The organism is Microbacterium sp. 69-10, assembly GCF_001897945.1.
Lineage (GTDB): Bacteria > Actinomycetota > Actinomycetes > Actinomycetales > Microbacteriaceae > Microbacterium.
The window spans coordinates 45923-59946 of record NZ_MKRT01000019.1 but is presented as its reverse complement, the minus strand read 5'-3'; the positions used below and the strand labels follow the sequence as shown (position 1 = coordinate 59946).

The 14024-nt window shown below is 70.7% G+C and carries 6 protein-coding genes and 1 pseudogene; all 7 read left to right on the top strand.

Annotated features, from left to right (window positions below; genetic code table 11):
* The first annotated feature begins 58 nt into the window (after positions 1-58).
* The gene (locus BGN97_RS07800; RefSeq protein ID WP_292699752.1) at positions 59-6142 is read left to right on the top strand and encodes an Ig-like domain-containing protein; all 6084 of its coding nucleotides are present in this window, start codon (positions 59-61) and stop codon (positions 6140-6142) included.
* Positions 6143-6203: 61 nt separating this feature from the next.
* Positions 6204-7175 carry a MoxR family ATPase gene (locus tag BGN97_RS07795; RefSeq protein WP_292699749.1) on the top strand — a complete coding sequence of 324 codons (972 nt, stop codon included), beginning with the start codon at positions 6204-6206 and terminating at the stop codon, positions 7173-7175.
* The gene (locus BGN97_RS07790; protein WP_292699746.1) at positions 7175-8434 is read left to right on the top strand and encodes a DUF58 domain-containing protein; all 1260 of its coding nucleotides are present in this window, start codon (positions 7175-7177) and stop codon (positions 8432-8434) included. Before BGN97_RS07795 ends, BGN97_RS07790 begins: the two co-directional genes overlap by 1 nt.
* Positions 8431-10827 (top strand): transglutaminaseTgpA domain-containing protein, encoded by a 2397-nt coding sequence (locus tag BGN97_RS07785; protein ID WP_292699743.1) that lies wholly within the window; start codon positions 8431-8433, stop codon positions 10825-10827. Before BGN97_RS07790 ends, BGN97_RS07785 begins: the two co-directional genes overlap by 4 nt.
* Entirely contained in the window at positions 10824-12380 is a 1557-nt protein-coding gene (locus BGN97_RS07780) for an RDD family protein (protein ID WP_292699740.1), read from the top strand. The genes BGN97_RS07785 and BGN97_RS07780 overlap by 4 nt, the downstream gene beginning before the upstream one ends.
* Positions 12377-13195, top strand: coding sequence for a protein phosphatase 2C domain-containing protein (locus tag BGN97_RS07775; RefSeq protein WP_292699737.1), 819 nt, complete (start codon positions 12377-12379; stop codon positions 13193-13195). The genes BGN97_RS07780 and BGN97_RS07775 overlap by 4 nt, the downstream gene beginning before the upstream one ends.
* Positions 13192-14024 (top strand): annotated as a pseudogene (locus tag BGN97_RS07770) (hypothetical protein); the annotation flags it as partial. The gene BGN97_RS07775 and the pseudogene BGN97_RS07770, both read left to right, overlap by 4 nt.

Here is a 14024-nt window from a genome sequence, read left to right as displayed (position 1 = left end):
GGCGGGGCAGGTATCCCGGTTACAATGACACGGGCCGACCCCGGGGGGAGACAACGGAATGAGACTGCTGTCGTGGGTGCGCGCGCGTCCGAAGGCGCTCGCTGCGACCGCCGGCGTCGTCGCCGGCAGCGTCGTGCTCACCGGCATGGCCCTCGCCTATGACGGACTCCCCACCGCCAAGGTCGACCTCAACGACGCGGGTGTCTGGCTGACCAAGTCCTCGGCTCTGCTCGTGGGGCACTTCAACCACGAGTCCACGGTGCTCGACGGCGGTCTGCGCACGAGCAGCGAGAACTACGACATCCTGCAGCAGAGTCAGACCGTGCTCGTGGTCGACCACGGCAACTCCACGCTGACCGCGATCGACACCGCGAACGTCTCGCTGACCGACAGCACCACGATCCCCGGCGACGCGAAGGTCGCGCTCGGCGACCACACCGCGGCCGTGCTGGATCGCAAGTCCGGTGCGCTGTGGGTGCTCGGCGCCGCCGACGTCGCGGGGTTCGACGTGAAGGCGACCGACCCGGTCGCGAAGCTCGGCAAGGACGCCGATGTCACCGTCGGCCAGGACGGCACCGTGTTCGCCGTGTCGGCCAAGGACGGCGAGATCGTCACCATCCCGGTCGACGCCCAGGGGGAGCCGCTGGAGGCGAAGACCTCCGCGCTGGACGGCCTCAAGGACGCATCCGAGCCCACGATCACCGCCGTCGGCGATGTGCCCGTGGTGCTCAATCCGTCCGACGGCGTCTTGGTGGCGCCGGGGGGCGTGCATGCACGCATCGATGGTGCGAAGGATGCCGTGCTTCAGCAGGCATCCGCGGCCACGGATGCCGTGGCCGTCGCGACATCCGCGGGCCTGGTCCGTGTGCCGCTGCACGGCGGCGAGTCCACGACGGTGAAGGCGGGCGGCACGGGCACGCCCGCCGCGCCGGTGTTCCTCGAGGGCTGCACCTACGGCGCCTGGGGCGGCTCGGCGCGCTTCCTCCGCGACTGCGCGGGCAAGCAGGACGACGTGTCGGCCAAGATCCCCGGTGGCGAGCGCAGCTCGCGCCTGATGTTCCGCGTGAACCGCGACGTGATCGTGCTCAACGACGTGATCGGCGGAGAGGCCTGGCTGGCGGATGACAGCCTGCAGCGCGTCGACGACTGGAGCATCCTGACCCCGCCCGAGGGCGAGGCGGAGGACCAGGACGAGTCCACCGAGGAGACCGTCGAGACCTCGCTCCCCGAGCGCAAGGAGGAGAACACGCCCCCGGTGGCCGAGGACGACAAGCTCGGCGTGCGCCCGGGCGGCACCACCATGCTGCCGGTGCTCGACAACGACAACGACTCCGACGGCGACGTGCTCGTCGCGACCCTCGCTGGTGCGCAGCCGTCCATCGGCGAGGTGCAGCCGATCCTGAACGGAGGCGCCCTGCAGATCATGGCGCCGAAGGATGCCAGCGGCACGGCGTCGTTCACGTACCAGGTGGACGACGGCCGTGAGAACGGCACCGACACCGCCACGGTCACCGCGACCGTGTACGACTGGGACACCAACAGCGCCCCGAAGCCCAAGCGCAAGACCAAGCTGTCGGTCGAGGCGGGCGGCACGCTGTCGTACAACGTGCTCCCGGACTGGATCGACCCCGAGGGCGACGACGTCTACCTGCAGCAGGTCGTGGCGGCGCCCGGCGACGAGGTCGAGTTCACCACCGACGGCCAGATGACCTACCGGGCCGTCGGCAGTCTGCAGGGCCGCAAGGAGGTCTCGATCGTCGTGGCGGATGCCCTCGGCGAGACCGCGAACGGCACGATCCAGCTCGATGTGAAGCCGGCCGGCGGCACGGTGCCCGTCACGAACGCCGACCATGTCGTCACCCGTGTCGGGGAGACCGCGACGGTCTCTCCCACCGCGAACGACACCAGCACCGCACGCGACGATCTGCGCCTGACGCGCGTCGAGCCGCTCAGCGGCGTGACGATCGTGCCGGACTACCCGAAGAAGCAGTTCACGTTCGAGTCGGGCGCCCCTGGCGTCTACTACGTGCAGTATCAGGTGTCGGCGGGTCAGGCGGATGCCAAGGGCATCGTGCGCATCGACGTGCTCGACAAGCAGGAGTCCGAGCTGCCGCCCGTCGCGGTGCGCGACGTCGCGCTGCTGCCCAAGGGCAGCGAGGCGCTGGTCGGCGTGCTCGCGAACGACTCCGACCCGGCCGGCGGCGTGCTGGTGGTGCAGTCGGTCACGGTGCCGCCGCACAGCGGCATCGACGTCTCGGTGCTGAACCACGAGACGCTGCGCATCGGCGACCAGGGCGCGCTCGACGAGCCCGTGAAGATCACTTATACGATCTCGAACGGCTCCAAGTCCGCGCAGGGCGACGTCACGGTCATCCCCATCCCAGCCCCCTCCAAGATCGCGGCTCCGGTCACGCATGATGACGAGGCCGTCGTCCGCGTGGGCGACGTCGTGACGATCCCCGTGCTCGAGAACGACGTGCATCCGAACGGCGAGGTGATGCACGTCGCGCCGAAGCTGATCGAGCCGCTGGTCGACCCGAAGGACGGCGAGGCGTTCGTCTCGCAGGACACCGTGCGCTTCCGTGCCGCGAACCAGCCCGGCACCGTCTACCTCACCTACGAGGCCGTCGACGCCATGGGGCAGAAGGCCGGCGGTCACATCACCATCCAGGTGCTGGCGAAGGACGCCGACGTCAACGCGCCCCCGCACCCGCACGATCTCACCGCGCGGGCTCTGGCCGGCACCAGCATCCGCATCCCGATCCCGCTGGACGGGATCGACACCGACGGCGATTCGGTCGAACTGCTCGGTCAGGACGTCGCCCCGGTGAAGGGCCGCATCACCGAGACCGGCGGCAACTTCCTGCAGTACGAGGCGTTCCAGGGCTCAGCGGGCGTCGACACCGTCGTCTACCGGGTTCGCGATCGCCTCGGCGCCGAGGGAACGGCCACGATCCGCATCGGCATCGCACCTCCCGAGGCGACCAACCAGGCCCCGTATGCGGTGAAGGATGCCGTGGTCGTGCGTCCCGGCCGCTCGGTGGCGGTCCCGGTGCTCGCCAACGACTCCGACCCCGAGGGTGACGAGATCCGCCTGGTCAAGGACGGCATCGAAGTCCCCAAGGACTCCGGCATGACCGCGAAGGCGTCCGGCGACCGCGTGGTCGTGAAGGTGCCAGACAAGGAGATGGAGGCGTCGCTGGAGTACACGATCCGCGACGCGAAGGGCGCCGAGGCGACCGCCCCCATCCTCGTGACGGTCGACAAGGACGTTCCTCTGATCCCCCCGATCGCCCGGGACGACCGGCTGCGCGTGGAGGACCTGAAGGACTCCCTCACAGCCGACATCGACATCCTCGCCAACGACGAGGACCCCGACGGCACGGTCGACGGGCTCAAGGTCACCGTCGACACCGGTGCGAAGCTCGTCGACTCCCGCAAGGCCCGGGTGACGGTGACCGACCAGCGCCAGCTGATCCGGTACACGATCACCGACCAGGACGGCCAGGAGGCTTCCGCGTTCATCTTCGTCCCCGCGCTCGACGAGCTGGGCCCCGCGCTGCGCTCGACCAAGCCTGTCGAGGTCAAGAGCGGCGAGACCAAGCAGCTCAAGCTCTCCGACTACGTCGTGGTCGCCGGCGGCGGCGCGGTGCGCCTGACCGAGGCGTCCAAGGTCAGTGCCGCCCATGCCAACGGCGACACCCTGATCAGGGACGAGACCACGCTCGTGTACACGTCGAAGAAGGGCTTCTTCGGTGACGACGCTCTGAACTTCGAGGTCACCGACGGCAAGACGCTGGAGGACCCGAAGGGCCGTCGCAGCACGCTGTCGATCCCGATCACCGTGCTGCCCCCGGAGAACCAGCCGCCCGTGTTCGTCAACGGTCAGGTCGACGTCGCGCCGGGGGAGAAGGCGACGTCGCTGGATCTCGCCGCGCTGACCACCGATCCGGACAAGGCGGATGCCGGGAAGATCCAGTACCGGATCTCGAAGCAGCCCGGCGACGGCATCAACGCCCGGCTGGAGGGCACCCGGCTGCTCGTGGACGCCTCCTCGAGCACTCCCAAGGGCACGAACGCGATGGTGTCGCTGAGCATCACCGACGGCACGACCGAGCCCGTCGAGGGCAGTGTCTCGGTGAACGTCACGGCATCCACGCGAAGCCTCGCCGTCGCAAGCCCTGACACCATCGACGAGGCCGATCAGGGGAAGACCTACAAGGTCCCGGCGCTGGCGAACGACATCAACCCGTTCGCCGACGAGGGCACGCCCCTGAAGCTGCTCTCGGCCGAGCGAGAGAGCGGCGACGGCACCGCGCGCGTGGTCGGCGACCAGGTGGAGATCACCCCCGGTGCGAAGTTCGTGGGTGTGATGGTGGTGCGCTACCGGATCCAGGATGCGACGAAGGATCCCGACCGTGAGGTCGACGGCCGCATCACGGTGACGGTGCAGGGTGTGCCTGATGCCCCCGGTGTGCCGCGGGTGACGACGGTCGAGGATCGCACTGTGGTGCTGAACTGGTCGGCGCCGTCGAACAACGGCGCGGAGATCGACCGTTACACGGTCACCTCGGTGGGTGGCCGGCCCTACTCCAAGACGTGCACCTCGACGACGTGCACGCTGGACGGGCTGACGAACAACGTCGAGTACACGTTCAAGGTCACGGCGCACAACCGCGTCGGCGACGGGCCGGCGTCCCCGCTGTCGGAGCCGGCCCGGCCCGACGTGCGTCCCGAGACTCCTCAGCCGCCGAAGCTGGTCTTCGGTGACAAGTCGCTGAAGGTGTCGTGGACCACGCCGCAGTCGAACGGCTCGCCGGTCGATGCGTACACGCTGCAGATCTCTCCTGCGCCGCTGAGCGGCTCTTCGGAGCGGAAGGTTGGGAACGTCACCTCTCTGACCTGGGACGGACTGGAGAACGGCACGAACTATCAGGTGCGGGTGCAGGCGCACAACCAGGCGCCCGACCCGTCGAGCTACAGCATCTGGTCACTCGGCGAGACACCGGCAGGCGTGCCCGGCACGGTTGCGGCGCCGACGGTGAGCAGTGCGCCCTCGGTCGGCAGCGAAGCGCAGATGACCGTCACTTGGACGGCGGCGGACCCGAACGGTGACGCGGTCAAGAACTACGACCTGCTCGTCTACCGGGGCGGTGCGCTCTACCAGACCCTCCCTGCCGGGACCGCGACGTCTAAGACGGTCTCGGTTCCGACGAACTCGTCCGACTACACCTATGCGGTGAAGGCGACGAACAAGGCGGGCACGAGCGCTGCGGGTGCGCAGTCCGCACCGCAGCGCGCGTTCGGCAAGCCGGGAGCGCCGTCGAATGTCGTGATAAGGGAAGGCGATCGTCAGGTGGCCATCGCTTCGTACACGAAGCCTGACTACAACGGCGCGAAGGACGGCGAGATCAGGTATCAGTACTCGCTCAGCGGCGGGGCCTGGACGAACTGGAACGGCTCCAGTGCGATCGCTGCCAACAACGGCACCGGCTACACCGTGCGGCTGCGCGCATACTCCGTGGTCGGTGGCCAGCAGTCGCAGCCCGGGGACGCGTCCGCCGCGTCGAACAACGTGGTCCCCTACGGCGCCCCCTTCGCCCCGACCGGGTCGGCATCGAAGTCGGGCGACAAGGCCATCAAACTCACCTGGAACGCCGGTGGCTCCGACAACGGCCGCCCCATCACGACGTACATCAACGTGGACGGCAACGGCTGGGAGCAGGTGGCGACCTCGGGCAGCCGCACGGTGGGCAACGGGTACGACCAGACTCACAAGATCCGGGTCAAGGCGGTCGCGTCCGAGGGCGGCGAGGCGCTGTCGCCGGTGTACGACGCGACCACCAGCTCACCGCCCGTCAAGGCGACGCTCGGGCCCGGAGCCGCGGTGAGCGGCTGCTCCGCCGTGGGCGGTGGCGACTGCCACAGGTTCAAGGTCACCACGACCAACGACTTCAAGGCCGGCAACTACAAGATCGAATGCTATGCAGGCGGCACGATGTTCGGCAACAACGCCGGATACGCCGTGAAGATCCCTTCCGGAGGATCCGTGACCATCGACTGCTACAACGGCTTCTCCCGCGACAAGACGCTGAAGATCATCGGCGGCGATCCCGGCAGCATCAGCGCCAATTTCGGCTAGCCGAGCCCCGACCATCCCCCAGATTCAGACTTCCCACCACTCGAGAAGAAGAGACACCGACATGACAATGACCCCCGAACAGGCCGCCTGGTTCCAGAGCACCTTCACCCGCCTGGTGGAGAACATCGACAAGGCGCTGCAGGGCAAGCCCGAGGTCGTGAGCCTGGTGCTCTCGGCCATGCTCGCCGAGGGCCACGTGCTGCTCGAGGATGCGCCGGGCACGGGCAAGACCAGCCTCGCCAAGGCGCTGGCCGCGACCGTGCAGGGCACCAGCTCGCGCATCCAGTTCACCCCCGACCTGCTGCCGTCGGATGTGACGGGTGTGACGATCTACGACCAGCAGAACCACAAGTTCGAGTTCCACAAGGGACCGATCTTCGCGTCGATCGTGCTGGCCGATGAGATCAACCGTGCCTCGCCGAAGACCCAGTCGGCCCTCCTCGAGGTCATGGAGGAGTCGCGCGTCACCGTCGACGGCGTCACTCACGAGGTCGGCCGTCCGTTCCTGGTGATCGCGACCCAGAACCCGGTCGAGCAGGCCGGAACCTACAAGCTCCCCGAGGCGCAGCTGGACCGCTTCCTGATCAAGACCTCGATCGGCTACCCGAGCCTGGCGGTCACCGAGAGCATTCTCGCCGGTGCGGCGCAGCGCAACCCCGCCGCCGGGCTGACCGCGGGGATCACCACCAGCGCCGTCGCCGACATGGCGGACCTGGCTGCCACCGTGCACGTCGAGCCCGCCGTGCTGCGGTACGCCGCCGAGCTCGCCGAGGCGACGCGCGGTGACAGCGCCATCAAGCTCGGCGTCTCGGTGCGCGGTGCGATCGCCATGATCCGCATCGCCAAGGTGTGGGCCGCCGCGCACGGCAGGCACTACGTGCTGCCGGACGACATCAAGGCCCTCGCCCGCCCGGTGTGGCAGCACCGTCTCATGCTCGACGCGGAGGCGGAGTTCGCCGGCACCACGGCCGACACCGTCATCGCACGGGTCCTCGACACGGTCGCGGCACCCCAGGCGCGGGCGAACGCCTGATGGCGGCGGATGCGATCGCGGCACCCCGGGCGGCGGACCGCGAGGCCGGATGGCGCGACATCGTCGCGGTCATCGGCGCGCGCGTCCTCGACCGCCTGCGGCGCATCGCGGCCGTCATCCGCCCACTCGGCTGGACGGTGATGGCGCTCGCGGTCGCGGCGTGGGTCACCGGGCAGCTGCTCGGCTGGCAGGAGGTCGTGGTCACCGGTCTCGTGCTGGCCGCGGTCGCCGTCATCTGCGCGCTGTTCCTGATCGGCCGCACCGAGTATGACGTCTCCCTCGACCTCGCGCGCACCCGCGTGGTGGTGGGGGAGCGCGCGGTCGGCGCGCTGACCCTGCTCAACCGCGGATCGCGCGCGATCCTGCCCTCGCGGGTGGTGCTGCCGGTCGGCGCCGGCCGCGGCGAGTTCTCGATCGGCCGACTGGCTCCCGGCCAGGAGGCCGAGGAGCTGTTCGCCATCCCCACGCAGCGCCGTGGCGTCGTCAAGGTCGGCCCCGTGAGCGTCGTGCGCGGCGACCCGCTGGGACTGTTTGAGCGCGCCCACCGTCGCGACGACCCGGTCGACCTGTACGTGCACCCGAACACCACGCTGTTCGGCGGCCAGTCCCTCGGCTTCCTGCGCGACCTGGAGGGCCTGCCCGCGGCGGACCTGTCGCGTGACGACGTGTCCTTCCACGCACTGCTCGAGTACCAGCCCGGCGACGACCTGCGCCACGTGCACTGGCGCTCGACGGCCCGCACCGGCACGATGATGGTGCGCCAGTTCGAGGAGACCCGCCGCTCGCACTTCGTGATCGGCCTGACGCGCTCGCCCCGCGATTACCGCAGCGACGAGGACTTCGAGCTCGCCATCTCCGTCGCCGGGTCCATCGGCCTGCGCGCGCTGCGCGACTCGCAGAAGGTCGACGTGCGCGTGCAGGGTCATGAGCTGCCGGCCGGCACCGGCAAGCAGCTGCTCGACTCGCTGTCCATGGTGGAGCACTCGCGTCCCCGCGACGGCGGCGTGCCCGAGCTCGCCGGCGTGCTGGCGGCGACCACGGCATCCGCCAGCGTCGTTGCCCTGGTGTGCGGCTCCGCCGTCTCCAGCGAGGACCTGCGGCTCGCCTGCTCGCGGATGCCGTTCGGCGCGCGCGTGATCGCCGTGGTCGTGCAGGGCGGCGTCGAGCAGCCCGCGCTCCGCCGCATCGCCGACGCCGACGTCGTCACGATCGGAGCGCTCGACCAGCTCCCCCTCGCTCTCCAGAAGGTGCTCGCATGACCTCCGCATCGACCTCGAAGGGTGCTCCGCTGCCGCTGCGGCGCTGGATCCTCGACCTCTCAGCGACCGCCCTGCTCATGGTGGTGGCGATGCTCGGCTTCTGGCCGAGCTTCGCCGGCCCGTCCTTCCTCGGTGCGGCTCTCGGCGGGATGCTGCTGGGGCTGGCCATCGCGGCGGTGTGCACGTGGCGCCGCTGGGGCATCCTGATCATCGCCGGGCTCACGATCGCCGCCTACTTCCTCTTCGGCGGTGCGCTCGCGCTGCCGCACACGGCCCTGGCCGGGTTAGTGCCGACGATCGAGACGCTGAAGAGCCTCGCCCTCGGCGCCGTGACCTCGTGGAAGCAGCTGCTCACGACGGTGGCCCCGGTGTCCGCGGCGGACGGCCACCTCGTCGTCCCGTTCATCGTGGCTCTGGTGGCGACTGTGACGACCGCCTCGCTGGCCCTCCGGCTGCGCCAGGTGTGGTGGGCGCTGATCCCCGCGGCATCCGCCCTCATCCTGGTCATCGCGCTCGGCGTGCCCGACCCCGCCTTCCCGCTGGTGCAGGGCGTGATCTTCGCCGCGGTGACGGCCGTGTGGATGTCGCTGCGCGTCTGGTGGGCGCCCCAGAACAGCGCCGTCGACGTCTCCGAGGTCGACCCGACCCGCGCCTCGCACATGCGCACCCGCCGGCTGCTCGGCGGGGTCGCCGTGCTGGCGGTCGCAGGCATCGCCGGTGCCGGACTGGGCGCGGTCGCACAGCCCGCGGAGCCGCGGCACGTGTTCCGCGACGCGATCGTGCCGCCGTTCAACATCCGCGACTACCCGAGCCCGCTGCAGGCGTTCCGCAAGAACGTCCGCGATCAGGTGGACAAGACCCTCTTCACGGTCACCGGCCTGCCGGAGGGCGCACGTGTGCGCCTGGCGGCGATGGACGACTGGGACGGCGTGGTCTACAACGTCACCGACGGCGGCCCCGGCACCTCCAGCGCGTTCACGCCGCTGCGCTCCAACATGGCTGCAGGGGTCGAGGGCAAGCAGGCCTCGTTGCGCTTCGACATCGGCGACTACAGCGGCGTCTGGGTGCCTGGCACTGCGACCGAGGACCTGGTCGCCTTCGACGGCGCCCGTGCTGACGAGCTGCGCCGCAGCGGCTACCACAACAGCGCCACAGGGACCACGGTCGTCACCGCCGGCCTGCGCAAGGGCGACACCTATAAGGTCGACGCGGTGTTCCCGAAGATCCCCACCGACGAGGAGCTCGGCGACACCCCCATCGTGAAGATGCGGCTGCCCGAGCTGCACAACGTGCCCGAGGAGCTCAGCACCCTCGCCGCCGAGACGGTCACGGACGCGAAGACGCCGATCGCGCAGGTGCGGGCGCTGGAGACCTACCTGTCGAAGAAGGGCTCCTTCAGCCACGGTCTGGGCGCGCAGGCGCACCTCTCCCGGGCCGGGCACGGCGCCGAGCGCATCACGACACTCATCGGCGGCACCCAGATGGTCGGCGACGACGAGCAGTACGCGGTCACGATGGCGCTGATGGCGCGCGAGATCGGCATCCCCGCCCGTGTGGTGATGGGGTACTACCCGAAGAAGGACAGCAAGACCGGCAACGTCTTCAAGGTCACGGGCGACGACGTGCACGCCTGGGTCGAGGTCAACTTCGCCGGCTACGGCTGGCTGCCGTTCGACCCGACGCCGCCGGAGGATCAGGTCCCGCAGGATCAGAACACCAAGCCGCGCGTCGACCCTAAGCCGCAGGTGCTGCAGCCGCCGCCCCCGCCGCAGGAGCCGGTCGACCTGCCCCCGACGGTGCCGGACGACCGTCAGCCCGAGGACGACACCCCGAACATCCTCGCGATCATCGGCGCGATCCTCGCCATCGGCGGCGTCTCGCTGCTGGTGCTGCTGATCCTCAGCTCCCCGTTCATCGTGATCGGCGCGTGGAAGGCGTCCCGCCGTCGTGCGCGCCGCAACGCCGAGCGCACGGCCGACCGCATCAGCGGCGGCTGGGACGAGCTCACCGACCGGGCGATCGACTACGGCGCGCGTCTCGCGCCGGGCGGGACCCGGGTGGAGGAGGCGGCGACCGTGTCGGCCGCCCTTGCCCTCCCCGCGGCGACCGCACTGGCCGACCGTGCCGACGATCAGGTGTTCGGACCGGACGACCCCAGCCAGGAGGAGGTCGACGCCTTCTGGGCGGAGGTCGACGCGCTGGTCGGCGGACTCGGCCAGGAGGCTGGATTCTGGAAGCGCACCAAGGCGCGGCTCAGCCTGCGCTCGCTCACCGGCGGCGGCCGTGTCGCAGCCCGGCTGCAGGAGCTCAAGGATGCGGCGGCCGCGCGTGTGCGCCGCGAACCTGGCAACATCGACAGCAAGACCACGCGATCCGAGAGCGAGACCTCATGACGATGCTTCCCCTCGACGAGGTCGCGCCGATCAAGCGGCGGGCCATCGCCTACATCATCGACGCCGCCATCGGCTTCGCGATCAGCGTGGTCGTCCCGACGATCATCCTGATCGTCGTCGTCATGAGCACGCGGGACCTGCTCACCTCCCTGCTGATCGCCGCTCCGCTGTTCAGCATCCTCGGCCTGGCGTGGGTGCTGGTCTACACCTTCCTGCAGGCCGGACGCGGATCCATCGGCATGCGCACGCAGGGGCTGCGGCTGGCGAAGGCCACCGACGGCTCGCCGCTGGGCTTCGGCCGCGCGCTGCTGCGCAACGTCATCTGGGGCCTGGCCGCGTCGATCGTCGTCGGGTATTTCACTGTGCTCTTCGACGGCTCGGGCCGATTCCAGGGCTGGCACGACAAGGTCGGCGGCGCCGTCATGCTCATGGACAGCACGCGCGCGCAGGCAGCACCGGTGCACCAGCACGACGGAGGAGCGCTGCCGTTCCTGCCCGGACAGGCACCCGAGGGTGCGGCTCCGGCCGCGCCGGTCGGGATGCCGGGGTTCGCCGCGCCGCAGGCGCCGCAGGCACCGCAGACCGCGATGCCGGGATTCGCGCAGCCCTCGCCCGCAGGTGCGTTCGCGCCTCCGGCGGCGCCCGGCGCCGCCCCCGCAGCGCCGGCCGCTGTTCCGGCGCAGGATCCGCAGCAGCCCGAGGACGACGAGTTCGCCGAGCACACCGTGCTGTCGCCGCCGGCCCGGCATGCGGTTCCCAGCACACCGCCGATCCACCGCGATCTGCCCGACGACCCGCTGATCTCCTTCGTGCCCGGCGTGACCCAGGAGCCCGTGCGTCCCGCCGCGGCGCCCGCTCCCGTCGAGCCGGTGACGCCGGTCGCCGAGCCGGCCGCCTTCCCGGCCCCCGCGGCTCCGGTCGCTCCGGCGGCACCGGCTGCCCCTGCCGCGCCGGCGGACGCGCCCGCGTTCCCAGCCCCGGCGGCCCCGGCGCCCGTGCCGGCCGAGACCGGTCCGACGCCGATCGAGACCGTGGCCGCGCGTCTGGGCTCCGTGCCTCCCGTCGCGCCGGCGCCTGCTGAGCTGGCATCCGCACCGCAGGATGCGACGGCCGCTGTCCCCGTCACGGCGGAGAACCCGGTTGCGCCGATGGCCGCACCGACCCCGTCCGCACCGCTCGTGACCGACTCCGATGAGGACGACATCGAGTCCACCCGCATCAGCGTCCCCGGTCACCGCCTCGTGTTCACCTGGGACGACGGGCAGCGTGCGACCGTCTCCGGGCGCACCGTGTTCGGCCGCAACCCCGAGGAGCGCGACGGGGCGGTCAACGTCGCCGTCCGCGATGAGACCCGTTCGCTGTCCAAGACGCACTTCGAGGCCGGGGCGGACGCCCGCGGCGGCTGGGTGATGGACCGCCAGTCGACCAACGGGACCGTGATCGTGCGTGAGGGCGTGCGCATCGCGTGCCCCCCTGGCACTCGCGTTCCCGTGCGTCTGGGCGACGCGCTCGAGATCGGCGACCGCATCGTCACCATCGGAGGTTACGTGTGACCGCGCCGATCCTGACGGCGAGCGGACGCTCGACTGACGTGGGGGCCCGCCGCAAGCTCAACGAGGACTCCCACCTGGCGAACGCGCCGCTGTTCATCGTCGCCGATGGCATGGGCGGGCACGACGCCGGCGAGGTGGCCAGCGCCACCGTCATCGAGCACTTCTCGGCCCTGGTCGGCCAGGACGCGCTCTCGATCGCGCAGGTGCGCGACACCCTGGCATCCGCTCGGGAGGCGGTCGGCGCCATCGGCCAGCACGGCTCCGCGGGTGCGGGCACGACGCTCAGCGGCGTGGCCGTCGCCACGGTGGACGGACTCGGCTACTGGCTGGTGCTGAACATCGGCGACTCCCGCACGTACCAGTTCTCGAACGGCGAGCTCGAGCAGATCACCGTCGACCACTCGTACGTACAGGAGCTGATCGAAGAGGGCGAGATCACCCCGGAGCAGGCCAACACCGACCCGCGGCGCAACATCATCACGCGTGCGATCGGTGCGGGCAGCGTCGGCGACGCCGACTACTGGCTCTTCCCCGCTGAGCGCGGCGACCGGATGCTGGTCTGCTCCGACGGGCTGACCACAGAGGTGTCGGACGAGCGCATCGCCGAGGTGCTGGGCAGCGAGCGCGACCCGCAGCGGGCCGCGGAGATCCTCACGGCGGATGCGGTGCGAGCCGGCGGCCGCGACAACGTCACGGTCGTGATCGTCGACGCGCTGACGGTCGCGTCGGTGCGGGGCATACACGTGCAGGCCGATGAGGACGAGGACCTTGCCGACACGCGCCCGCGCGCGGCGGCGGATGGAGGAATGCGATGAACGACGTGATCTATCGTCCGGGTGAGTGGCAGGTCGTCGTGGAGGACGCGGGCATCGCCGCGCTGCCCGCCGACGCGAGCGCCGACAAGGTCGTGGCGCTGTCCGAGATGCTGCGCAGGGGCGTGCCCGCACTGACCGAGGTCATCGACGTGCTCTCCGGCGGCGCCATCACGGGCCTCGGCTCGTTCGCCGTCGCCCTGATCGGCCCCGGCGGCACGCGCTTCGCCGTGCGCGGCGCGGTGACCGTGAGCACCGGTCTCGACGAGGGCTTCTCCGGCGAGGACATCACCACGTGGAGCGAGCGCTACATCGCGGGTGAGCCGCGGTTCGAGATCCGCATCGGGGATGCTGCGGATGCTGTGGAGTACCCGATCCGCTCCGGCGTGGTGCTCACGTCGGGGGTCCGGGTGGGGGAGCCGTTCACGGCTCCCGAGCCCGAGGAGGTCCCGGAGGAGGACGCTGAGGCCGCCCTCGTCGTCGGCGAGCAGGCGGACGACGCCCCCGAGGCCGGCGCAGAGTCGCTCGAGGACGCTGAGGACGCTGAGGACGCAGGGTCGCTCGAGGATGCCGAGAATGAGGACGAGCCTGCGGCCGATCTCGAGGACGGCACGGCTGACGTCGTAGAGCCGGAGGACGCGTCCGACGTCCCGTCCGAGGACGCGGCGTCGGAGGAGGCGTCGCCCGAGGACGCACAGATCGCCGAACCCGGATCCGCCGAGGAGCCGGCATCCGAGCCCGAGCCCTCCGCGTCCCTCGACGGCGCAGCGGTGTCGGAGACGATCACCCCGGACCAGATGCTGCTGGCGCGCGCCGCGGCCGATGCCGCACC

Coding starts and splice junctions, on each gene's coding strand:
- BGN97_RS07800 (WP_292699752.1), top strand. CDS start 59: ATGAGACTGCTGTCGTGGGTGCGCGCGCGTCCGAAGGCGCTCGCTGCG.
- BGN97_RS07795 (WP_292699749.1), top strand. CDS start 6,204: ATGACAATGACCCCCGAACAGGCCGCCTGGTTCCAGAGCACCTTCACC.
- BGN97_RS07790 (WP_292699746.1), top strand. CDS start 7,175: ATGGCGGCGGATGCGATCGCGGCACCCCGGGCGGCGGACCGCGAGGCC.
- BGN97_RS07785 (WP_292699743.1), top strand. CDS start 8,431: ATGACCTCCGCATCGACCTCGAAGGGTGCTCCGCTGCCGCTGCGGCGC.
- BGN97_RS07780 (WP_292699740.1), top strand. CDS start 10,824: ATGACGATGCTTCCCCTCGACGAGGTCGCGCCGATCAAGCGGCGGGCC.